This is a genomic window from Polaromonas sp. JS666, assembly GCF_900103405.1.
GTDB lineage: Bacteria > Pseudomonadota > Gammaproteobacteria > Burkholderiales > Burkholderiaceae_C > Polaromonas.
The window spans coordinates 225,450-246,309 of the sequence record NZ_FNHX01000003.1 but is presented as its reverse complement, the minus strand read 5'-3'; the positions used below and the strand labels follow the sequence as shown (position 1 = coordinate 246,309).

General features: G+C 65.9%; 18 protein-coding genes and 1 other RNA gene. 7 read left to right on the top strand and 12 right to left on the bottom strand.

Features of this window, described 5'->3' with window-relative positions; translation table 11 throughout:
* Nucleotides 1–35 precede the first annotated feature (35 nt).
* The 4 genes from BLQ85_RS09390 to BLQ85_RS09375 all read right to left on the bottom strand — a co-directional run bounded on the left by BLQ85_RS09390 (nucleotide 36) and on the right by BLQ85_RS09375 (nucleotide 5,738).
* Nucleotides 36–1,910: an STAS domain-containing protein gene (locus tag BLQ85_RS09390; RefSeq protein ID WP_074576176.1), complete on the bottom strand. Its 1,875-nt coding sequence runs from the start codon at nucleotides 1,908–1,910 to the stop codon at nucleotides 36–38.
* A gap of 39 nt (nucleotides 1,911–1,949) precedes the next feature.
* The gene (gene dksA, locus BLQ85_RS09385; protein WP_074576174.1) at nucleotides 1,950–2,993 is read right to left on the bottom strand and encodes an RNA polymerase-binding protein DksA; all 1,044 of its coding nucleotides are present in this window, start codon (nucleotides 2,991–2,993) and stop codon (nucleotides 1,950–1,952) included.
* Between the two features lie 345 nt (nucleotides 2,994–3,338).
* Entirely contained in the window at nucleotides 3,339–4,400 is a 1,062-nt protein-coding gene (locus tag BLQ85_RS09380; RefSeq protein WP_007864763.1) for a CobW family GTP-binding protein, read from the bottom strand.
* Nucleotides 4,401–4,547: 147 nt separating this feature from the next.
* The gene (locus BLQ85_RS09375; RefSeq protein ID WP_074576172.1) at nucleotides 4,548–5,738 is read right to left on the bottom strand and encodes a class I SAM-dependent rRNA methyltransferase; all 1,191 of its coding nucleotides are present in this window, start codon (nucleotides 5,736–5,738) and stop codon (nucleotides 4,548–4,550) included.
* A gap of 208 nt (nucleotides 5,739–5,946) precedes the next feature.
* On the opposite strand from BLQ85_RS09375, the gene BLQ85_RS09370 reads away from it, so the two are divergent.
* Nucleotides 5,947–7,704 (top strand): sensor domain-containing diguanylate cyclase, encoded by a 1,758-nt coding sequence (locus BLQ85_RS09370; protein ID WP_254806389.1) that lies wholly within the window; start codon nucleotides 5,947–5,949, stop codon nucleotides 7,702–7,704.
* A 9-nt stretch (nucleotides 7,705–7,713) separates the two neighbouring features.
* Here BLQ85_RS09370 and BLQ85_RS09365 read toward each other — a convergent pair whose 3' ends face one another.
* From BLQ85_RS09365 to dapF, 3 genes are all read right to left on the bottom strand, one after another.
* Nucleotides 7,714–8,790, bottom strand: a complete 1,077-nt coding sequence (locus tag BLQ85_RS09365) for a tyrosine recombinase XerC (RefSeq protein WP_074576167.1) — start codon at nucleotides 8,788–8,790, stop codon at nucleotides 7,714–7,716.
* 11 nt (nucleotides 8,791–8,801) lie between these two features.
* On the bottom strand, nucleotides 8,802–9,497 hold the full coding sequence (locus tag BLQ85_RS09360) for a DUF484 family protein (protein ID WP_074576166.1): 696 nt from the start codon (nucleotides 9,495–9,497) through the stop codon (nucleotides 8,802–8,804).
* A gap of 82 nt (nucleotides 9,498–9,579) precedes the next feature.
* On the bottom strand, nucleotides 9,580–10,458 hold the full coding sequence (gene dapF, locus BLQ85_RS09355; protein ID WP_074576164.1) for a diaminopimelate epimerase: 879 nt from the start codon (nucleotides 10,456–10,458) through the stop codon (nucleotides 9,580–9,582).
* 76 nt (nucleotides 10,459–10,534) lie between these two features.
* Here dapF and BLQ85_RS09350 point away from each other — a divergent pair, with 76 nt between their 5' ends.
* The 3 genes from BLQ85_RS09350 (at nucleotide 10,535) to BLQ85_RS09340 (ending at nucleotide 13,787) form a co-directional block, all read left to right on the top strand.
* Nucleotides 10,535–12,187: an MBL fold metallo-hydrolase gene (locus BLQ85_RS09350; RefSeq protein ID WP_074576162.1), complete on the top strand. Its 1,653-nt coding sequence runs from the start codon at nucleotides 10,535–10,537 to the stop codon at nucleotides 12,185–12,187.
* A 169-nt stretch (nucleotides 12,188–12,356) separates the two neighbouring features.
* Entirely contained in the window at nucleotides 12,357–13,223 is an 867-nt protein-coding gene (locus BLQ85_RS09345) for a basic amino acid ABC transporter substrate-binding protein (protein WP_074576160.1), read from the top strand.
* 48 nt (nucleotides 13,224–13,271) lie between these two features.
* Complete coding sequence (locus tag BLQ85_RS09340; RefSeq protein ID WP_074576156.1) at nucleotides 13,272–13,787, top strand: DUF2127 domain-containing protein; 516 nt, start codon at nucleotides 13,272–13,274, stop codon at nucleotides 13,785–13,787.
* Here BLQ85_RS09340 and rnpB read toward each other — a convergent pair.
* Nucleotides 13,782–14,122: RNase P RNA component class A (gene rnpB / locus BLQ85_RS09335), an RNA gene on the bottom strand. The genes BLQ85_RS09340 and rnpB overlap by 6 nt on opposite strands.
* A gap of 84 nt (nucleotides 14,123–14,206) precedes the next feature.
* Here rnpB and BLQ85_RS09330 point away from each other — a divergent pair.
* Genes BLQ85_RS09330 through BLQ85_RS09320 form a run of 3 tightly spaced genes read left to right on the top strand, consistent with a single transcriptional unit; the run spans nucleotide 14,207 to nucleotide 17,233 of the window.
* Nucleotides 14,207–15,877, top strand: coding sequence for an NAD(P)/FAD-dependent oxidoreductase (locus BLQ85_RS09330; protein ID WP_074576154.1), 1,671 nt, complete (start codon nucleotides 14,207–14,209; stop codon nucleotides 15,875–15,877).
* Nucleotides 15,877–16,500, top strand: a complete 624-nt coding sequence (locus tag BLQ85_RS09325) for a flavin reductase family protein (RefSeq protein ID WP_074576152.1) — start codon at nucleotides 15,877–15,879, stop codon at nucleotides 16,498–16,500. The genes BLQ85_RS09330 and BLQ85_RS09325 overlap by 1 nt, the downstream gene beginning before the upstream one ends.
* A gap of 40 nt (nucleotides 16,501–16,540) precedes the next feature.
* Nucleotides 16,541–17,233 carry a ProQ/FINO family protein gene (locus BLQ85_RS09320; RefSeq protein ID WP_074576150.1) on the top strand — a complete coding sequence of 231 codons (693 nt, stop codon included), beginning with the start codon at nucleotides 16,541–16,543 and terminating at the stop codon, nucleotides 17,231–17,233.
* 7 nt (nucleotides 17,234–17,240) lie between these two features.
* On the opposite strand, the gene lepB is transcribed toward BLQ85_RS09320, so the two are convergent.
* The 4 genes from lepB to pyrC form a co-directional block, all read right to left on the bottom strand.
* Nucleotides 17,241–17,909 (bottom strand): signal peptidase I, encoded by a 669-nt coding sequence (gene lepB / locus BLQ85_RS09315; protein ID WP_074576148.1) that lies wholly within the window; start codon nucleotides 17,907–17,909, stop codon nucleotides 17,241–17,243.
* Between the two features lie 60 nt (nucleotides 17,910–17,969).
* Nucleotides 17,970–18,845: a protease HtpX gene (htpX, locus tag BLQ85_RS09310; RefSeq protein WP_074576146.1), complete on the bottom strand. Its 876-nt coding sequence runs from the start codon at nucleotides 18,843–18,845 to the stop codon at nucleotides 17,970–17,972.
* A gap of 118 nt (nucleotides 18,846–18,963) precedes the next feature.
* Complete coding sequence (locus BLQ85_RS09305; protein WP_175456078.1) at nucleotides 18,964–19,713, bottom strand: DUF3025 domain-containing protein; 750 nt, start codon at nucleotides 19,711–19,713, stop codon at nucleotides 18,964–18,966.
* 31 nt (nucleotides 19,714–19,744) lie between these two features.
* Nucleotides 19,745–20,812, bottom strand: a complete 1,068-nt coding sequence (gene pyrC, locus BLQ85_RS09300; protein ID WP_074576144.1) for a dihydroorotase — start codon at nucleotides 20,810–20,812, stop codon at nucleotides 19,745–19,747.
* Nucleotides 20,813–20,860: the final 48 nt, after the last annotated feature.

Genomic DNA, 20,860 nt, shown 5'->3' with positions numbered 1-20,860 from the left:
CCCCTGCGCAGGGGCTGAGACAGAATTGGACTGCGTCAGTCGACGCGGACCATGACCCTGGCGTGCTCGGTGATGCCGATCACATTGAAGAATGCGGCCACGAGGCGGTTGACGTCGGAGAACTGCACGGCGCGGTTCTCGGCTTCGCGGGCCGACACCCAGTTCAGCAGCGTCCCCGCCGCGGAAAAATCCACGCGGATCAGCTTGGAGCAGGAGATCAGCATCATGTCCGCGCCCATCAATTTGGCCTCGAGCTTGTCGAGCACCGCGATCGCGTCGCCCTGCACCTGGCCGGACAGCTCCACCGACAGCAGGTTGCTCATCTGCGAACTCGGCGCATCCATCTGAGTATCGCCCTCGATGGCGCTGAGGCTGGAGGGCACCGAATCGCGGTAGACGTCGCCGATGATGGCCTGGCCGCTCAAAACGCCGCCCTGGGCGTCTATGGGCTTGTATTCGCAGCGCGCGCTGTCCCAGGCCGGCGGGGAGACTTCATAGGTGACGCAGAAGTCGAGCGCCGCGAGTTCGAAGTCGTCGGGCCGGTGCGTGACACGCAGCGCCTCCATGCGCAAAAGCCACCAGGTCTGGACCGTGTCGCGGCTGCCCGAGGGCGTGGCGTCCTGCAGCACCTTCTGCAGTTGCGCATCGCCCATGAAACGCAACTGGACGGGCTGAGCCGCCCAGCTGCTGAAAACCTTGTACAGCGGCTCCACCGCGGCGGCCTCGATGGCCTTGAGGTTTTTCCAGTCCAGCCGCCACGGCATGGGTGCCTTGGCCATGGCCGCCTTGAGCGTGGCCACCGTCTGTATGCCCAGCGTGGAAGGGCATACCCAGTCGGCAGCGGGGCCGTTGCTGGCTTTGCCGCCTGCCGGTTCGGTGAGTTTTTTCACCATGTCGGGCATGGAAAACCATTGCGGCGCCGACCGGTCAAAACGCTCAACGAACTGGATGGCGGCGGTTTCGAACTTGTCCTGCTGGGCCGTGGCGCGGTACAGGTCGAACAGCGTCAGCCAGGTATCGGCATGGCCGGCGCGCGAACCGTTCGGGGCCAGGATTTCGAGCAGGCCGGCTTCGGCCCCGGCGTCGTCGCCGTTGGCAAAGCGGATGGCCGCCTCTTCGAGTTCGGCGTCATGCTCGACCCCTTCATCGACATCGACGGCGCTGAATTTGGAATGCGAAAAACCGGAGCTGCCGTCGTCGCTGCGGGCGCTGATACCCGCCAGCCCACCGGGCAAGCCAACAGGCGCGGGGGCGGGAGCAGCGGGGGCAGGCACGGGAGTAGGAGCGGGTGGCCTGGCTGCAGGTGCACCGCCGGCACGCGCTTCCGCAAGCGCGATGGACAAGGAATCGGGCGCGGTGGGCGAAGCGTCCAGCGGAGCGGCTTCCGTCGGCTCGGGTCTTTTAAAGCCCGGGGTTTGCAGGCCCGCCGGGGCCGTTGCCCGGTAGGCGGTCGGCAGGGCGTTGTCCAGCAGCGGCGCCTGCACCGAGGGATTCCTGGCGCCCGTGGGCGAGGCATGCGGGGGGGTGCTGTCGGGAATCCCGCCATTCTTGGTTTTCCACCACTGCATGGACATCTGCGCTTCGATCTCGTCGATCTTCTTGAGCGTGGTGGCCCTGTCGTCCGGTTTGGACGGCATGCTGCTCTGAAAGAAGGAAGGCCGCCCGGTCGGATCCTGGCCCACGCCGACCATGGCCTCGCGCTTGCGCATCTTGCGCAGCATGTCGAATTCACGCTTGCGCACGAAATCGTTCTGCCGCTTGCGCTCTATCATTTCCTTGAGCAACTGCTTGCTCATGGCTTCGTCCCGGTCCGTGGCAGCCGCGTCCAGGTCGGCCCAGTTCGTGGCCGGATTCCGGACGAACTTCACCATCTTGGACAGCAGGCCTGAAGCGGTATCTTCTTTGGACATGGTCGGACGACTAACAATACTTCTATCGGTAGCCTGGCGTCAATCGCCAAACATCTTTTGCTTGAGTTCCCGGCGCTGCTGGGCTTCCAGCGACAGATTCGCCGTGGGGCGGGCGATCAGCCGGCCCACACCGATGGGTTCGCCGGTCTCGTCACAGTAGCCATAGTCACCGGAGTCGATGCGGGCGATGGATTGCTCGATTTTCTTGAGCAGCTTGCGCTCGCGGTCGCGGGTGCGCAATTCAAGGGCGTGCTCTTCCTCGATGGTGGCGCGGTCGGCCGGGTCGGGCACCACGACGGTGTCTTCACGCAGGTGCTCGGTGGTTTCGCCGGCGCTGTTGTGGATATCCTGCTTGAGCACCGACAGCTTGTGGCGGAAGAAGGCCAGCTGCTTTTCGTTCATGTACTCGGAGTCGGGCATGGCCTTGACTTCGTCGTCCGTCAGTTGCTCGGCGGATTTGGTCTTCCAGTTGTTGGCAAGCTTGGGGTCTTTTTTGGCCGCCGCCTGAGGTGGCGGCGCGATCACGCGTTCGGTCATTGTGGAGTAACTGGCTTTGGCTGCGTCGGGCGCATGGGTTGGCACCATGGGTGCGGGAGGGGGTGATTGGGTGGCGACCCGGGCTGAGCTGCGCCGTCCGGGTTTCAGTGGAGGCGGGGCCATGAGCCCGGACACCACAGGAGCGGGAGCCGGCGCTGGCGCCGGCACGGGGGCAACCACGACTGGCTTGGCCGCGGGTTTGGCGGCGGCTTTCACCACAGGAGGCTTGACAGCCGGTTTTACGGCGGGTTTCGGTGTGGTTTTGGGCACTGGCTTTGCGGGTTTGGCGACGGCCTTGGCCTTGGAAGGCACAGGCTTGGCAGCGGTTTTCTTGACGGCTGCGACAGGTTTTTTTGGGGGCGCGGCCTTGACGGCCTTCTTCGCGGCGGGTTTGGGCGCCGGCTTGGCTTTGGCGACAGGCTTGGCCACTTTTTTCACGGCCTTGGCGGCTGCTTTGGGTGCCGGCTTGGCTTTCACGGCTGTCTTGGCGGCCGGTTTGGCTGCAGCCTTGGCGGGTGTCTTGGTCTTCTTCGCTGGGGCTTTCACAATGTGTCTCCTCTGGAAAGCAGCCTTGGAACGGCCCTGAGGCCTCTAGGGCGGCTTCCTGGCCAGACTGCCGCTGTGCGGCAGTCCAACCCTAGCTGTAGCCAGATTTCCTGGTTTGTCTGCCGCCCGCCAGTCCTGAAAACCGCTAAATCGCGGCCCTCAACCCGCTTTTTAACCGGTTTTGTACCTGACTGGCCTCCCGATTCGATTTTTCGGGTATTTTGGTCGGCGCGCGATTGTAGCGGCTCGCCAGCGCCCTGTGACACCCAAAAAACAAATCGTTGGAGAATCGAGACAAACATGAAGCCCTCCGCCTTTTATTAGGCTACAGGCGGACAGCCTACCTCAAACCAGGCACTGCTCCAGGCCCTGCACAAAAATATCTTTGGGCAGGTCGATGCCGATAAACACCATCTTGCTGTTTTTCTTCTCGCCCTCTGCCCAGGCGGGCCCCAGGTCGCTGCCCATGAGCTGGTGCACACCCTGGAAAATCACCTTGCGGTCGGTGCCTTCCATGTTCAGCACGCCCTTGTAGCGCAGCATGCGCGGGCCGTAGATATTGACCACCGCGCCCAGGAAGTCCTCGAGCTTGGCCGGGCTGAAAGCCTTGTCGGAGCGAAAGACAAAACTTTTGACGTCATCGTCATGGTGGTGATGGTGGCCGTGGCCCTCATGCCCGTCATGGGCATGGGAGGGGTGGTCGCAATGCTCGCCGTGTTCATGATCGTGGTCGTGGCCGGCGTGCTCGTCCTCCTTGAGGAAATCGGGGTCTATGTCCAGCTTGGCATTGAGGTTGAAGCCGCGCAGGTCGAACACGTCCTTGATCGCCACTTCGCCGAAATGCACGGCGGTCTGCGGGGCACGCGGGTTCATGTGCTTGAGCCGGTGCATCAGGGCATCGACCTCGTCCTTGGCGACCAGGTCCGATTTGCTGATGAAGATCTGGTCGGCGAAACCGACCTGGCGGCGCGCCTCCTGGCGATCGTTGAGCTGGCCGGCGGCGTGCTTGGCGTCCACCAGGGTCAGGATGGAATCCAGCAGGTATTGCTCGGCGACTTCCTCGTCCATGAAAAAGGTCTGCGCCACCGGGCCGGGGTCGGCCAGGCCGGTGGTTTCTATCACCACGCGGTCGAAGTCGAGCAGCCCCTTGCGCTTCTTGGCGGCCAGCAGTTGCAGCGTCTCCCGCAGGTCTTCGCGGATGGAGCAGCAGATGCAGCCGTTGTTCATCTGGATGATGTTTTCCGTGGTGTCGTTGACCAGGATGTCGTTGTCGATGTTTTCCTCGCCGAATTCGTTCTCGATGACGGCGATCTTCTGGCCGTGCGCCTCGGTCAGCACGCGCTTGAGCAGCGTGGTTTTGCCGGAGCCCAGAAAGCCGGTGAGTATGGTGACGGGGATCAAGCTCATGGTGTCTACCTAAAAACGGAAGGTTGCGGGAAGGCGGGCAGGCCGCGAAAACCCAAGCTGGGGAGTTTAGCGGTGGCTTCAAGCCCTTCACAGGGGCGCGGCGAATACCACTTTGGCTAACAGTTACTTTACAGAGGCTGTCAAGCCCTAGCCAGCCACCCGTTTCACCAGCACCAGCCCCTTGAGGTATTCGCCTTCCGGAAAGGCCACCGTCATGGGGTGGTCGGGCGCGCCGCCCATGCGCTCGGAGATAAAGGCGTCCACGCCGGCGTCCGTGCCGGCCGAGGCCACGATTTTGTGGAACAGGTCGGCGCTGATGCCGCCCGAGCACGAATAGGTGAACAGCACGCCGCCCGGCGACAGGATGGACAGCGCCAGGCGGTTGATGTCCTTGTAGGCGCGGGCGGCGCGTTCGGCGTGCGTCACGGTGGGCGCGAATTTGGGCGGGTCCAGCACGATGGCGTCGAAGGTCCGGCCCTCCTTCTGGTACTGGCGCAGCGAGGCGTTCACGTCGGCGTCGAGCAAGGTGGTGCGGCCGGCGTCAAAGCCGTTGAGCGCCACATTGGCCCGAGCCCGCTCAATCGCCGGGGCCGACGAATCGATGGAAGTGACGTGCCCGGCGCCGCCGGCCAAGGCGGCCACGGTAAAGCCGCCGGTGTAGCAGTAGCAGTTGAGGACCTGGCCGAACTGCAACCGGCGTGTGTAGGCGGCGAACTTCTGCCGGCTGTCGCGCTGGTCCAGGTAAAAGCCGGTCTTGTGGCCTTCGGCAATGTCCAGGCTGAGCTTCCAGCCGTGTTCAGTGATGGTGATGCCGGTCTCGCCCGAGCCCTTCAACCAGCCGGTGACTTCCGGCAGGCCTTCCAGCGCGCGGGAACTCGCATCGGAACGCTCATAGAGGCGGGTCAGCCCGGTCTGGGCCAGCAAGGTGTCGACGATCACGCTTTTCCACTTTTCCGCGCCGCAACTGGAAAACTGGGCCACCAGGGTGTCGCCGTAGCGGTCCACCACCAGGCCCGGCAGGCCGTCGGATTCGCCATGGACCAGGCGCCGGCCGTCGCTCTGGATATCGAAGCGCTCCCTGGCCTTCAGGGCCTGGGCAATGCGGGCCGCGAAAAAAGCCGAGTCTATGCGCTGGGCCTCGTCAAAACTCCAGACCCGCGCACGGATCTTGGAGGCCGGGCTGAAGGCCGCCCAGCCCAGGAACTGGCCGGCGTGGCTTTCCACCCGCACCGTTTCACCGGCGTCGCCGCCGCCCTTGGCGATGGCACCGTCAAAAATCCATGGGTGGCGCCGCAGCAGGGAGCGCTCCTTGCCATCGCGCAATCGAAGTGTTTTCATGGTGCTATTGTCGTGGCAGGCTGTGCAAGCCCTGTGCGACCGCGCCATCCCTCGCACAAACAGCCACCGAAACAGCTCTCTAAACTCGTGGCGGTCGTTTTTCCGGAAAGTTTGCGACAATCGTAAATTAATGATTTTTAATTACTTTTTCCTGCAACTCAAGAAAACCAGGCCATTTACGGGCGCTGTGGTTCGCAGGCCTGCGGCCATGCGCACCCTGTTGCTGGGCCTGGCGATGAGCCTGCTGATGGGCTCGCTGCTGGCGCTCACCAGCCTGGACGCCCGCTCGCGCACGGTGCTGGACCTGGACGCCCAGGTGCAGCCGGTGGCCCTGCAGGACTGGGGCGACTACTGGATAGACAGCACGGGCAAGTTCACGCCCGAACAGGTCGCCGCCACGCCCGACATCCCCTGGAAGCCGACGCGCGCCGACGCGATCTACCCGGTCACCAGCGGTTCCTCGATGTGGGTGCGCTTTAACGTGCCGCCCGCGCCCGACAGCGAGCGCTGGTACCTCGAGGTGCCCTACCCGTCCATAGACCGGGCGTCGCTGTACACGCTGGACGGTGCCGGCCAGTGGAACGAGCAGCGCGCCGGCGACCTCGTGGCGGTCAACACATGGCCGGTGCCGCACCGCCACCCGCTGCTGCCCATCGCGCTGTCGGCCGAAACTCCCTCCAATTACCTGCTGCGCCTGGAAAACGGCCACGCCTTCAGCGCACCGCTGCAGTTCATCAGCGAAGGCCGGCTCAGCTACTCCGAGCAGCGCGTCTCGCTGATCCTGGGCATTTTCTTCGGCCTGGCCGGCCTGGCCGCGCTGATCTCGGCGCTGGGCGCCGTATCGCTGCGCGACACCGCCTACGGCTTTTATGCCTTGTGCGTGACCTTGCTGGCACTGACCCAGGCCACCGTCACCGGCATCGCCGGCCTGCACCTGTGGCCGGCCTGGCCCGGCTGGAGCGACGTCGCGACCTCGGTGCTGCCCATGCTGACGGTCTCGGCCATGCTGCTCTTCATTTCCGCGGCCGTGGCCCTGCCCGAGCGCTCGCCGCGCCTGCACTGGCTGATGGTGGGCCAGGCCGCGCTGGGCGCGCTGGTGGCGGTGCTGCTGGCGCTGCTGCCCGCCGCCTCCCGCATGGACGTGTTCATCCCCATCATGCTGATCCTGCAGTTCAGCGGGATGCTGGTCATGGGCTGGGCCTGGCGGCGCGGCGACCGCTTCGCGCCCTGGCTGATGCTGGCCTATGTGCCCGTGCTGGTCGCCGCCGGCTGGACCATGGCGCGCAACGCCGAGCTGGTGCCCATAGGCTTTCTGACCCAGCACGGCATGCAGCTGGGCGTGGCGCTGCACCTGCCCATTGTCATGCTGGTGCTGATGCTGCGCAGCCAGCAGCGCCGCGAAAACATACGCCGCATCCAGGGCCTGGACCGGGTCGACCCGGCCACCGGCCTGATCAATGGCCATGTGTTCGCCGAACGCCTGATCCGCATGATCGCGCGCTCCGAGCGGCTGCGCCACCAGAGCGCGGTGATGATCATTGACCTGGTCAACACCGAGCAGATCCAGCGCGACTTCGGGCGCAAGGCGGCCGAGGAATTGCCGCTGCGCGTGGCCGAGCGCCTGCTGTCCACCGCGCGCGAAATCGACAGCGCCGCGCGGCTGTCGGAGCGGCGCTTCGGCATGCTGGTGGAAGGCCCGTTCAACGCCGAAGACGCCGGCACGCTGGGCCCGCGCATCGTGGCGCGCTGCCTGATGCCCTACAAGGGCCTGCATGTGGACTGCGTGGCGCAGGTGCACGTGGCCTATGCGCTGGTGCCCCACCAGGGCTCCAACGCGCAGGGTCTGCTGACGCAGCTCGAAGAGCGCCTGGCCGCCGCGCCGGCCGAGGGCAAGCGCGCGGTATTCATGCTCGGGGAGCCGCAGCCCCTGCGGCCGGTGCGGCGCGACCGGCCCAAGGCGGCCTGAGCGGCCTGCTCAGGTTTTGCCCTTGGCCGGGCCCGCGGCTTGTTTGGCCGCTTTGGATGCCTGGCCGTTTTCAGCAGGCAGCGCCGGCGCCGGCATGCCCGTGCCGGCCTTGGACACCGCTCGCGGATGCGCCGCGTCATACACCTTGGCCAGGTGCTGGAAATCCAGCCGCGTATAGACCTGTGTGGTCGTGATGTTGGCGTGGCCCAGCAACTCCTGCACCGCGCGCAAATCACCGCTCGACTGCAGCACATGGCTGGCGAAGGAGTGGCGCAGCATGTGCGGGTGCACCGGCGTGGCCAATCCGGCCTTCAGCGAGCGCTGCTTCAGGCGCACGCGTATGTGCTGCGGCGTCAGGCGCGTGCCGCGCTGGTTGATGAACAGGGCTTGGTCCTCGCGCGCCCAGCCGCCGCGCGCCACCAGCCACTGGCGCAGCACCTGCAAGGCCGCATGACCCACCGGCACGCTGCGCCGCTTGGAACCCTTGCCGAGCACATGGGCTTCGGCCGCATCCAGGTCTATCCAGCCGCGCGCCTGGGCACTGGCCTGCACGTCCAGCCCCACAAGCTCGGCGATGCGCAGCCCGCAGCCGTACAGCAACTCGGTGATGCACTGGTCGCGCAGCGCCAGCACCGGGTCGCCTTCGGCGGCGTCGGCGTTATAGGCGGCCAGTTGCACGGCCTCGTCCACGCTCAGCGCCTTGGGCAGGGGCTTGGCGGCCTTGGGGGCGCGCACGTCCTGCACCGGATTGCCCTTGATCAGGCCCTCACGGCCCAGCCAGGTGTAAAAACCGCGCCAGCCCGAGAGGATGAGCGCGATGCCGCGGCCGCTGCGCCCGGCGCCGTGCATTTGCGCGACCCAGCGCCGCATATGGATGTTTTGCACCTCGGTCAACGCCACGCCGGCCTGGCCGGCGTTGGCCTCGAGTTTTTGCAGGTCCAGCGCATACAGCTCCACGGTGCGCGAAGCCAGGCGTTTTTCCACGCGCACATGCTCGAGGTAGCGCTCGACCAGCGGGTGCGAGGGCGGCACCGGGCCGCCGGCTTCGGGCGCAATGTCCGGCGCGGGAGGGAATGCCTGCGCCATAACCGTGGTGTTTATTCGGCGGCCGCCGGCTGGGGCCGGAGGCGCGTCAGCGCCGCGCTGGCGAGTTCGCCCAGGCGCTCGAGGAAGTCGGTGCCCATGCCGCTGTGAAAGCGCTCGGGGTCGGGCGAGGCCAGCACCAGCAGGCCGGACGCATCCGCGCCCGGGGCGGCGCGCAGCGGGATCATCGCCATCGACAGCGCCACCGCAGGCTCAGGCAGCCAGCCGGCGGCCTCAAAGCCCGAATTGACGCCGCAATAGGGCGCGCCCAGCGAGGAGGCAAAGGCCTTGGCATCCTCGCTCACGCCGGTGGCGAAACTCTCGTCCGAAAAAATACCGTTCACGTCCCAGACCTTGATCGCGGCCTGCGGGATCAGGAACTCGGTCGTGATGCCCTCGACCACCGCGCCCGGCAGGTCGCGCGCCTGCGCGGCCTGCAGCAGCTTGCGCGTCCAGCGCTGCATCTTGTCGGCGATGCCGACGTTGTCCTGGCCGTGGCGGATCATCTCGACCATGCGTGTTTCCAGGCCCTTGATTTTTTCGCGCAGCATCAGCGCCTGACGCTCCTGGAGGCTGACAGCGCGGTTGCCGTGGCCGCTGGACAGTTGCACCGAAGCCAGCAACTCGGCATGGCGCTCGAAGAAGTCGGGCGTGTTGGCCAGGAAATTGGCGATGTCGTCTTCGGTGATGGGATGTTCGGTTGGATTCATGTCGGGGATTGTCCTCAGTTTTGTGGCGAACGCAAAGGCGCAGGGTGCCCGCGTTACATCCGCTTTCGTGGAAAGACCGTTTTCAGACTCCGTCGGGAATGTCGATCTCGGACTCGAACACCGTGGTCGCCGGCCCCGTCATCATGACAGGCGCATCGAGCTTGCCCGGCCATTCGATGGTCAGCTGGCCGCCCCGCGTCATGACATCCACTTTCGCATCCAGCAGACCCCAGCGTATGCCCGCCACCACGGCCGCACAAGCGCCCGTGCCGCAGGCCAGCGTCTCGCCCACGCCGCGCTCGTAAACGCGCAGGCGAATCTGCCCGCGCGAGACCACCTGCATAAAGCCGGCGTTCACGCGGCGCGGAAAGCGCGCATGGTTCTCGATCAGCGGGCCGGTTTGCAGCACCGGCGCGGTATCGACCTCATCCACCAGTTGCACCGCATGCGGGTTGCCCATAGACAGCGCGCCTATGAACAGCGAAGCCGCCTGCGCCTGCCCCGGCAGTGCCAGCGGCCATTTCTCCCATGAACCTTGCGCCACGGGCGCCAGGCCGGCAGCGTCAAACGGGACGCGCACCAGCTCAAACACCGGCGCCCCCATGTCGACCGTGACGCGCCCATCGGCCTGCATACGCGGCTCGATGATGCCGCTCAGGGTCTTGACCCTCACGACGTCCTTACTCGTGAGCCCCTGCTCGCGCACAAAACGCACAAAGCAGCGCGCGCCGTTGCCGCACTGCTCCACCTCGCCGCCGTCAGCGTTGTGGATCACGTACTCGAAATCAATGCCTTCCGCGGGCGAAGGCCGCACCGTGAGGATCTGGTCGGCGCCGACGCCGAAATGGCGGTCGGCGAGGAAACGGTACTGGGCGGTGCTCAGGCCCAGCGGGCCCCGGGTTTCGTCGAGCATGACGAAATCGTTGCCCGCGCCTTGCATTTTGGTGAATCGGATTCGCATCCCCGGATTATCTGTGCTTCTCCGCCGGGGGCTCCCCGCCACAGCAAGAACCCACCCTAAAAGCCATAATCCAAAAATGCCCCGCCTCTCACAACAACTCCACCCCCACCGCGACCCCGCCCCGCTACGCCCTGCCGCCACCGTCCTGCTGCTGCGCGACACGCCCCAGGGCATCGAGGTGCTGATGACACGCCGCTCCATGACAGCCAGCTTCGCGCCGGGCGCGTATGTCTTCCCCGGCGGAGGCATCGACGCTGCGGACGCGCAGGCGCACGCCCAGTCGACGCGACGGGCCACGCAAAGCGACCTGCATCTGACCCAGGCCATCGCGGCGATACGGGAAAGTTTTGAGGAACTGGGCGTGCTGCTGGCACGCCATGCGGATGGCAGCCATGCCAGTACGGCGGACATCGCGGCCCTGGACCGCAAGGCGCCCTTTGCCGCGCAATGTCGCGAGCGCGGCCTCACGCTGGCGGGCGACGAGGTGTTTGTGCTGGCGCACTGGATCACCGACCGCGACCTGCCGCGGCGCTTTGACGTGCCCTTTCTGGTGGCGCGCATGCCCGAAGGCCAGAGCCCGGTGGCCGACGAGGCCGAGCAGTTCGAGCCGGTCTGGGTGCGGCCGGCCGATGCGCTGGCGCGGCACGCGGCGGGCGATTTTTTCATCATCTTCCCCACCATACGCACGCTGGAAAAGCTGCGGCACTATGCCGATGTCGACGCGTTGCTGGCCGCCTGCGCGTCTGAAATCCCGCTGTGGACTTCCTGCCCGCGCGCCGGGCTGTTGGCCGGCAAGGAAGCGCGCTATATGGAGCATGAAGCGCCCTATGGCGAACTCGCGCTGACCTGCCCCGACGGGCAGATCGTGCACACGCTGGACTGGCAAAGCGCGCGGCCGGTAGCGCTGCTGCGCAATGTGAGCCGCCTGACCGCTCCCAACCCGGGTGTGATGACCGGGCCGGGCACCAACAGCTACCTTGTCGGCGACACGGACAGCGGCTACATCGTGATCGACCCGGGCCCAGCCGACCACGAACACCTGCAGCGCCTCTGGCAGGCGGCCGGCGGCGATATCCGCATGATTGTCTGCACGCACTCACATCCCGACCATTCCCCCGGAGCCAAACCGCTGCAGGCCCTGTGCCGCATGGCCCCGCCCATCCTGGGCCTGCCTTCGGCACCCACGGCGCGCAGCGCCAGCGCCTTCATACCCGACAGGGCCCTGCAACACCGGGAACGCCTCACGCTCTCGGGAGAAGGGCCGGACGGCGAGACCACCACCCACACGCTGCAGGCGCTGCATACGCCCGGCCATGCGGCCAACCATGTCTGCCTGGTGCTCGAGGAAGACGGCCTGCTGTTCAGCGGTGACCACATCCTCAACGGCAGCACCACCGTGATCGACCCGCCGGACGGCGACATGAACGCCTACCTCGAATCGCTGGATGCGCTCAGCGCGGCCTGCGACGAACACCGGATCGAATTCATCGCCCCGGCGCACGGCTATGTGATAGGCGAGGCTAAAACCGCGATTGCCCAGCTCAAGGCGCACCGCCTCAAGCGCGAGGCCAAGATCATCGGCGTGATGCGGGCTCGGCCGGACGGCACCATGGACGACTGGGTTGCGGCCGCCTACGACGACGTGGACCCGCGCATCTGGCCGGTGGCCAAGCGATCGCTGCTCGCGCATGTGGAGCGCATTGAGTCGCAGGGTTTTGCCAATCTGTAGGGCTGCGCACACGCTTGTGCAGCCTGTCCGTCACCTCGGGCACACCAATTGCTAGGTTTTTGACGGCCACGGTTTATACTTTTTTTCTCATACCTGCCGGGAACCGGGCCACCAGCCCGCCTTTCCGCGGGATTCTGAACTCACATATTCAACATTCAGCGAGGTTTTCATGTCTTCCATCTCGACCCGACATTTCCTTCAAAGCGCCGGCATTTTGCTGGCCGGCTTGGTTCTGGCGGCCTGCGGCAAGCAGGAGCCCCCAGCACCCGCCGCCGGTGCATCGGCGCCCGCAGCCTCCGCGCCCGCGCCGGCTGCCAAGGTCTACCTGGTGGGCACCGACGCCGCCTACGCACCCTTTGAATCGCAGAACGAAAAAGGCGAGATCGTCGGTTTCGACATCGAGGTCGTCAAGGCCGTGGCGCAAAAAGCCGGTATCGAAGTGAAATTCGTGAACACGCCGTGGGAAGGCATCTTCAACACCCTGGCCCAGGGCGACCGCGACCTGCTGGTGTCGTCCATCACCATCACGGCCGAGCGCAAGCAGACCATGGATTTTTCGACGCCTTACTTCGACGCGCAGCAGCTGATCGCCGTCAAGAAGGATTCGAAGATCGCCAAGTTCAACGACCTGAAAAAACTCAAGGTCGGCGTGCAGAACGGCACCACGGGCGATGAAGTGGTGTCCAAACTGCAAGGCAAGGACAGCGCCAACATCAAGCGTTTTGAATCGACGCCGCTGGCGCTGAAAGAACTCGAAGCCGGCGGCGTGGATGCCGTGGTGGCCGACAACGGCGTGGTGGTGCACTACGTCAATAACAACAGCGGCGCGAACTTCAAGACCATCAGCGACGCCAGCTTCGCCGCCGAGCAGTACGGCCTGGCCGTCAAGAAGGGCAACACCGAACTGCTGGAAAAACTCAACAAGGGCTTGGCCGACATCAAGACCGACGGCACCTACGACAAGATTTACACCCAGTACTTCGGCGCACCTGCCGCGGCAGCCGCCAAGGCCCCCGCGTCCGCCGCCTCGAAATAAGGCCACTCGCCTCAGGCGCCGCCGGTTTTACCCCTGCGCGGCGCCTGCATGACTCCCGGCAAGACGATCCCGCCCGCCGGCGCCACACCCGCCGGCCGCAGGCGCGCCCTGCGCGCCATTGCCGTTTTTGAGGCCGCCAAAGGCCTGGCCGCGCTGGCGGCCGGCATAGGCCTGCTGGAGCTGCTGCACCACGACATCCACCGGCTGGCCGTCGCGCTGCTGTGGCGCTTTCATCTCGACCCGGCCCGGCCCTACCCCACGCTCCTGCTGCACTATGCCGACCTGCTCAGTGCCATCGACCTGCGCACGCTGGCGCCGGTGGCGCTGGCGTATATCGCCGTGCGCTTCCTGGAAGCCTGGGGACTGTGGAAGGAAAAAACCTGGGCCGAATGGCTAGGCGCGCTGTCGGGGGCGCTTTACGTCCCGCTCGAAGTGGCCCACCTGGCGCACCGGCCCGGCGCCATCAACGCGGGCGTGTTGCTGCTCAACCTGGGGGTGGTGGGTTTCCTGGCGTTCCAGCTCTGGATGCGCCGGGGCCGCCAAGGCCGTGCAAATAAAGTGTGAAGCCCGCCGATAAGCCGGATTCTGTGCACCGGGCCCCCTTGGAGAAAGCCCGGCGTGACCGCCATTAATCTGGGCCGGGGGTCGCCCCCACGGCTCAATGCTACCTACCCGCCAGCTCTGCGGAACCACATCAACGCTGGCCTACTTGGTATTGCTGCGCGTAGAGATTGCCCGTTTCACCCGGCCCGGGGTTACCCCAAGGCCGACTCGTCTCTGTTGCTCTGATCCTCACCTCACGGTGGAGAGGTGTTACCTCCTACGCTGTCCTGTGCAGTCCGGACGTTCCTCCAGTGCCTGGTTTCCCAGATTGCACCAGCGGCGGCCTGGCGTGCTTCACGGAGCCTATTATCCGCCAGCAAGACGCCATGGCGTGGCGCCCTTTAAAATGCGGGCTGCTTGATCAACACGAGCCCCTTGCCATGATTCGCCTGACCGAACTCAAACTTCCGCTGGAGCACGCGGAAGACGCCCTGCCCGCCCTGGTGGCCCAGACCCTGGGTATTGCCGCGGCCGCCCTGCAGAATATCCACATCCACAAACGCAGCTTCGACGCCCGCAAGGCGGACCTGCTCAAGGTCTATATCGTCGACGTCACGCTGGCCGACGCCGGCCAGGAAAGCGCGCTGCTGGCGAAGTTTGCCGGCAACCCGCACATCCTGCCCACACCCGACATGGCCTACCGTGCCGTGGGCCAGGCGCCCGCCGGCCTGCCGCTGCGTCCCGTCGTGGTCGGTTTCGGCCCCTGCGGCATGTTCGCGGCGCTGCTGCTGGCGCAAATGGGTTTCAAGCCCATCGTGCTGGAGCGCGGCAAGACGGTGCGCCAGCGCACCCGCGACACCTGGGGCCTGTGGCGCAAGAACGTGCTCAATCCCGAATCCAACGTGCAGTTCGGCGAAGGCGGCGCCGGCACCTTTTCCGACGGCAAGCTTTACAGCCAGATCAAGGACCCGCGCCACCTGGGCCGCAAGGTGATGAACGAATTCGTCAAAGCCGGCGCGCCGGCCGACATCCTGTTCGAGGCGCATCCGCACATCGGTACTTTCAAGCTGGTGAAGGTGGTCGAGAACATGCGCGCGCAGATCGTCGCGCTGGGCGGCGAGATCCGTTTCGAGCAGCGCGTGACCGACGTGCTGATCGAGGACGGCCCCGAGGGCAAACAGCTGCGCGGCCTCACGGTGCTGGACCAGGCCACGGGCCAAAGCCACGAAATGCGCGCCGACCAGGTGGTGATGGCGCTGGGCCACAGCTCGCGCGACACCTTCGCCATGCTGTATGCGCGCGGCGTGTACATCGAGGCCAAGCCGTTTTCCATCGGCTTTCGGGTCGAGCACCCGCAGGGCATCATTGACCGCGCGCGCTGGGGCCGCCATGCCGGCCATCCTTCGCTGGGCGCGGCCGAATACAAGCTGGTGCACCACGCGAGCAACGGCCGTTCGGTCTACAGTTTTTGCATGTGCCCGGGCGGCACGGTGGTGGCGGCCACTTCAGAGCCCGGCCGCGTGGTGACCAATGGCATGAGCCAGTACTCGCGCAACGAGCGCAACGCCAACGCCGGCATCGTGGTCGGCATAGACCCGCGCGACTACCCCGGCTTTGAGGCCGGCGACGCGCTGGCCGGCATCGCGCTGCAGCGCCGGCTCGAGTCCCACGCCTTTGTGCTGGGCGGCGGCGACTACCGCGCCCCGGGGCAGCTGGTCGGCGACTTCCTGGCCGGCCGCCCCTCGAGCGCGCTGGGCAGCATCACGCCGTCGTACAAGCCGGGCGTGACCCTGGGCGACCTGTCGTCGGCACTGCCCGACTATGCGATCGCGGCCATGCGCGAAGCTTTTCCGGTGTTCGGCAAAAAGATCAAGGGCTTTGACACCCATGACGCGGTGCTGACCGGCGTGGAAACACGCACCTCCTCACCCATACGCATCAGCCGCGGCGAGGACCTGCAAAGCGTCAACGTGCGCGGCCTCTACCCGGCCGGCGAAGGCGCGAGCTACGCGGGCGGCATCCTGTCGGCCGGCGTGGACGGCATCAAGGTCGCTGAAGCGCTGGCGCGCTGCGTGCTGCAGGATGCCGAACGGCAGCGGATGGCCGCATGATGGCTGACGACGGCTTTCACTATTACGAGCCCGCCAAAGGCCACGGCCTGCCGCACGACCCCTTTAACGCCATGGTGGGGCCGCGGCCCATAGGCTGGATTTCCTCGCGGGACGCAAAGGGCCGGCTCAACCTGGCACCCTACAGTTTTTTCAACGCCTTCAACTACACACCGCCCATCATCGGTTTTGCCAGCATTGGCGCCAAGGACAGCTTGCGCAACATCCGCGAGACCGGCGAGTTCGGCTGGAACCTGGCGACCCGGCCGCTGGCTGAGGCCATGAACCAGTCCTGCGCGATGGTACCGCCCGAGGTCAACGAGTTCGAGCTGGCCGGCCTCACGCCCACAGCCTCTCAGCGCATCGCCGCGCCGCGCGTGCTGGAAAGCCCGGTGTCCTTCGAGTGCAAGCTGACCCAGATCCTGCAGCTGCAGGGCGCCGACGGCGTGCCGGTGTCGACCTGGCTGGTGCTGGGCGAAGTCGTGGGCGTGTACATTGCAAGGCAGCTGCTCAAGGACGGCATTTACGACACGGCGGCCGCCCAGCCCATTCTTCGCGGCGGCGGGCCGGCCGATTATTTTGCCGTCACCCCCGACAACCTCTTTCGTATGTTCAGGCCGCGCTAGCGGCTGAACACCCGGCAGTCCACCTTTTCACCCCACCCCCATGACCGACACCACCATACCCACCCCGCGCGCCAAGCGCCCCCGTAGCCAGCAGCAGCGCTCCCGGCCCGCCGCCCCACCGCAGCAACGCACGCGCGAAGTCCACCCGGTGCTGGAAAAGCTGTTCGAGCTCTATCCAAAAATGTTCGGCGCGCAGTTCCTGCCGCTCAAGCTGGGCGCCTTCCAGGACCTGCTGGCCGAGAACCCGGACACCTTCAAGCGCGACGAGCTGAAAGTCGCGCTGGGCCTGCATGCGCGTTCCACCCGCTATCTCGAATGCGTGGCGGCAGGCCTTCCGCGCCACAACCTGCAGGGCGAGCCCGTGGAGCCGGTGGCGCCCGAGCATGTGCACCACGCCATCATGGAGGTGTTCCGGCGCCGCCAGGCGCGCTCCAAGGAGGATTTGCGCCCCAAGGCCCGCGCCCGCCTGGTCGCAGCCATCGAGGCTTCGGGCCTGAGCCGCGAGGAATACGCCGAGCGAGCCCGGACCCAGGACGAAGCCGCCAATGCGTTGCTCGATGAGGCTTTTGCCGAATTGGCGGTGCAGACCGCAAAACGTGAAGCGCTGATGCGCGCCTTTGAGGCCAGCGGCAAAACCGTGGAGCAGTTTGCCGAGATGTACGGCATGAACCCGGCCGACGTCGCCCAGGCCGTGGAACGCACGCGGCGGGCCGGCACGGCCCAGCCTCAATAAGGCCCGGTCAATACAGCGAGCGGCCGAAACGCTCGAAGCGAGGCTGCCACTTTTCAAGAATGTCGGCCGACACCAGGATGCGCTCGGCCCGGCCTATCAGCAGCTGACGCGGCACCAGGCCTATGTAGCGTGAGTCGGCGCTGTTGTCGCGGTTGTCGCCCAGCATCAGGAACTGGTCGGGAGGAACGGTGATCGGGCCCCAGTCGTCCTTGGCCTTCACGCCGGCCAGCCACTGGATTTCATGCTGGCCCTGGGCCGTGCTTTCCTTGAGGTGCGTGGCCACCAGCACACCCACCGGGCCGGCCGGTTCCGGCGCCGTGTCCAGCGCCTCATAGCGCGCCGCCTGGCCATTGATGACGAGCACCTTGGCGCGCATTTCCACGACGTCGCCCGGCACGGCCACCAGGCGCTTGATCAGGCGCACGCCGTCTACCGGCGAGGAAAAGGTGACGACATCGCCGCGCTGCGGATCGGCGGTGCGCGCCAGCACCGTGTCGGTCAGCGGGATCTTGACGTTGTAGGCCAGCCGGTTGACGAAGACCACGTCGCCTTCGAGCAGGTTGGGTCGCATGGAGCCCGAGGGGATGGGGTTCCAGTCCGCGATCGCGGTGCGGAACAACCCGAACAACAACAGCAACACCAGAAAACTGCGGTTCTGCCTGATCCAGCTTTTCATGCTTTCACTCCTGCGAAGAAAAAAAGGGCGCCCTGTGCGGGGCGCCCTTTGATGTGATGTTCAAGCCTGGCTGTTTTGCAAGGCCGCGATGCGCTCTTCAATCGGCGGGTGCGTGGCAAACAGCTTGCCTATGCTGCCGGTGATGCCCATGGCCGCCACGGCCTTGGGCAGCTCGCCGGGTTGCATGCCGCCCAGTCGGGCCAGGGCGTTCATCATGGGCTGGCGACGGCCCATCAGCTGCGCGGCGCCGGCATCGGCGCGGAACTCACGCTGGCGCGAGAACCAGGCCACGACGATGGCCGCGGCAAAACCCAGCACGATGTCCAGCACGATGGTGCTGACGTAGTAGCCGATGCCGGGGCCGGAGTTGTTGTCGCTGCCGCGGCGCAAAAAGCTGTCGACGGCGTAGCCGATCACGCGCGAGAGGAAGACCACAAAGGTGTTCATCACGCCCTGGATCAGGGTCATGGTGACCATGTCGCCGTTGGCGACGTGGGCGATCTCGTGGCCCAGCACGGCTTCGATTTCTTCCTTGGTCATGCCTTGCAGCAGGCCGGTGGAGACTGCCACCAGCGAGGAGTTCTTGAAGGCGCCTGTAGCAAAGGCGTTAGGCTCGCCTTCAAAAATGCCGACTTCGGGCATGCCGATCTGGGCTTTCTCGGCCAGCTTGCGCACGGTCTCAACGATCCAGGCTTCGTCGGCGTTCTGCGGCTCGTTGATGAGGCGCACGCCGGCGCTCCATTTGGCAACCGGCTTGCTGATCAGCAGCGAGATGATGGCGCCGCCAAAGCCCATGACCAGCGCGAAGCCGAGCAGCGCCGTCAGGTTCAGGCCGTTGGCCGTGAGGTAGCGGTTCACGCCCAGCAGGCTGGCGACGATGCCCAGCACCGCCACAACGGCGATATTGGTCAGGACAAACAGGAAAATACGTTTCATGGGTTCTCCGTGGGGTCGGTAAAAAAGCCCGCCTTGCGCAGGATATGAGGGCCCGCGGGTCCGGTTCAAGCGGTACCCTCGCCTAAGTCGCTGATTTTTGTCTGTTATTTATGACAGCCTATGACAACCGCGGCGGCCGGAATACAAGGGAGTCATCATAAAAGGAAAAGTTCTCGTTATCGGGCCACCAGCCGGGCACGCCCAGCACCGGCAAGGGCGCAAAAGGCTTGGCGGCCAGCCTGGCCGCGCTGAGGTCGGCCGCCACCCAGGCGTCCAGTTCCGCGAGCGTGCCCATGGGCGGCTGCGCCAGGTAGACGTGGGCGGTGATGGCTTTGCGGGGAGTGAGCAGCTTTTCCAGCAGGGCATGGCCGAACAGCACCAGCCTGGCCTGCTGCCACAGCGCCCTGTGGGTGATAAAAAGGCTATTCCAGTCGCGGGCGAGCAGCGCGTCCCACAGCGGCTGCGGCGCCGTCAGGAAGGCGGCGTTTTCGTCGAACACCGTGAGGGCGTCGCGCACCGCCCCGCGCACAGGCGCGATGCCCGCGGCGTCGATCTCGGCGGCCTGCAGCTGGTTGAGCTTTCGCTTGGTGTCCGGAAAGCGCATCCAGCACAGGCCGTTGAAAAAATCGTGCGCGCCCTCGCGCGTGGGGCACAAGCGGGTCCTGGCGATAAAACTCTCGTAGGCCTCGCCGGAAGGCAGGCTGCACTGGGGCGCGAAACACACAGGCGCCGGCTGGACGGCATTTAGCGCCTGGTGCAGCGCAACGCCCGCGGTGACCGCGCAGGCCGCGCGCTGGCCGGGTTCACGCCAGGCCTGCAGCCAGGGCCGTTCCCAGTCGATAGGGGGCAGCGGCGGCGGGCTTGCCATGGTGCTCAGGTCCTTACCGGTTGGCGGTCCATCATGCCCGCGTCGGGGCATCCAGCTTCCAGGGCAGGCTTTCGCCCGAGCGCAAAGGCTTGAGCTCGGCCTCGCCGAAAGCATAGCTCTCAGGCGGGTGCCAGCTTTCCTTTCTGAGGGTGATGCTGCCGGTATTGCGCGGCAGGCCGTAAAAGTCGGCGCCGTTGAAGCTGGCGAAGGCCTCGAGCTTGTCCAGCGCGCCGGCCGCGTCGAAGGCCTCGGCGTACAGCTCCATCGCGGCATGGGCGGTGTAGCAGCCCGCGCAACCGGTGGCGTGCTCCTTCAGGTGGGCCGGGTGCGGCGCGCTATCGGTGCCCAGGAAGAAGCGCGTATTACCGCTGGTAGCGGCCTCGACCAGCGCCAGGCGGTGGGTTTCGCGCTTGAGCACCGGCAGGCAGTAGTAGTGCGGGCGGATGCCGCCGGTGAAGATCGCGTTGCGGTTGTAGAGCAGGTGGTGGGCCGTGACGGTCGCCCCCGTGAACTTGCCCGCATCGCGCACGTAATGCGCCGCTTCCCGGGTGGTGATGTGCTCGAACACGATCTTGAGTTCGGGGAAATCGCGGCGCAGCGGGATCAGCTGGGTGTCTATGAATACGGCCTCGCGGTCGAACAGGTCGATGTCGGACGAGGTCACCTCGCCGTGCACCAGCAGCAGCATGCCGGCTTTTTGCATGGCTTCCAGCGTTTTGTAGGTCTTGCGCAGGTCGGTCACGCCGGCGTCGCTGTTGGTGGTGGCGCCGGCCGGGTAGAGCTTGGCCGCAACCACGCCGGCATCTTTGGCGCGGGCGATCTCCTCGGGCGGCAGGTTGTCGGTGAGGTAAAGCGTCATCAGCGGCTCGAACTGCACACCGGCCGGCACGGCGGCCAGTATGCGCTCGCGGTAGGCCGAGGCCTGTGCCGCGGTGGTCACCGGCGGGCGCAGGTTGGGCATGATGATGGCGCGGCCGAATTGCGCGGCGGTGTGCGGCACCACGGTCAGCAAGGCTTCCCCGTCGCGCACATGCAGGTGCCAGTCGTCGGGGCGGGTCAGGGTCAGGGTTGAAACAGGGGGGCGGGGGGCGGAGGTCATGGACTGAATTGTCGCACCGCCCCGGGGCCGCAAAAGCCGGCAAGGCTC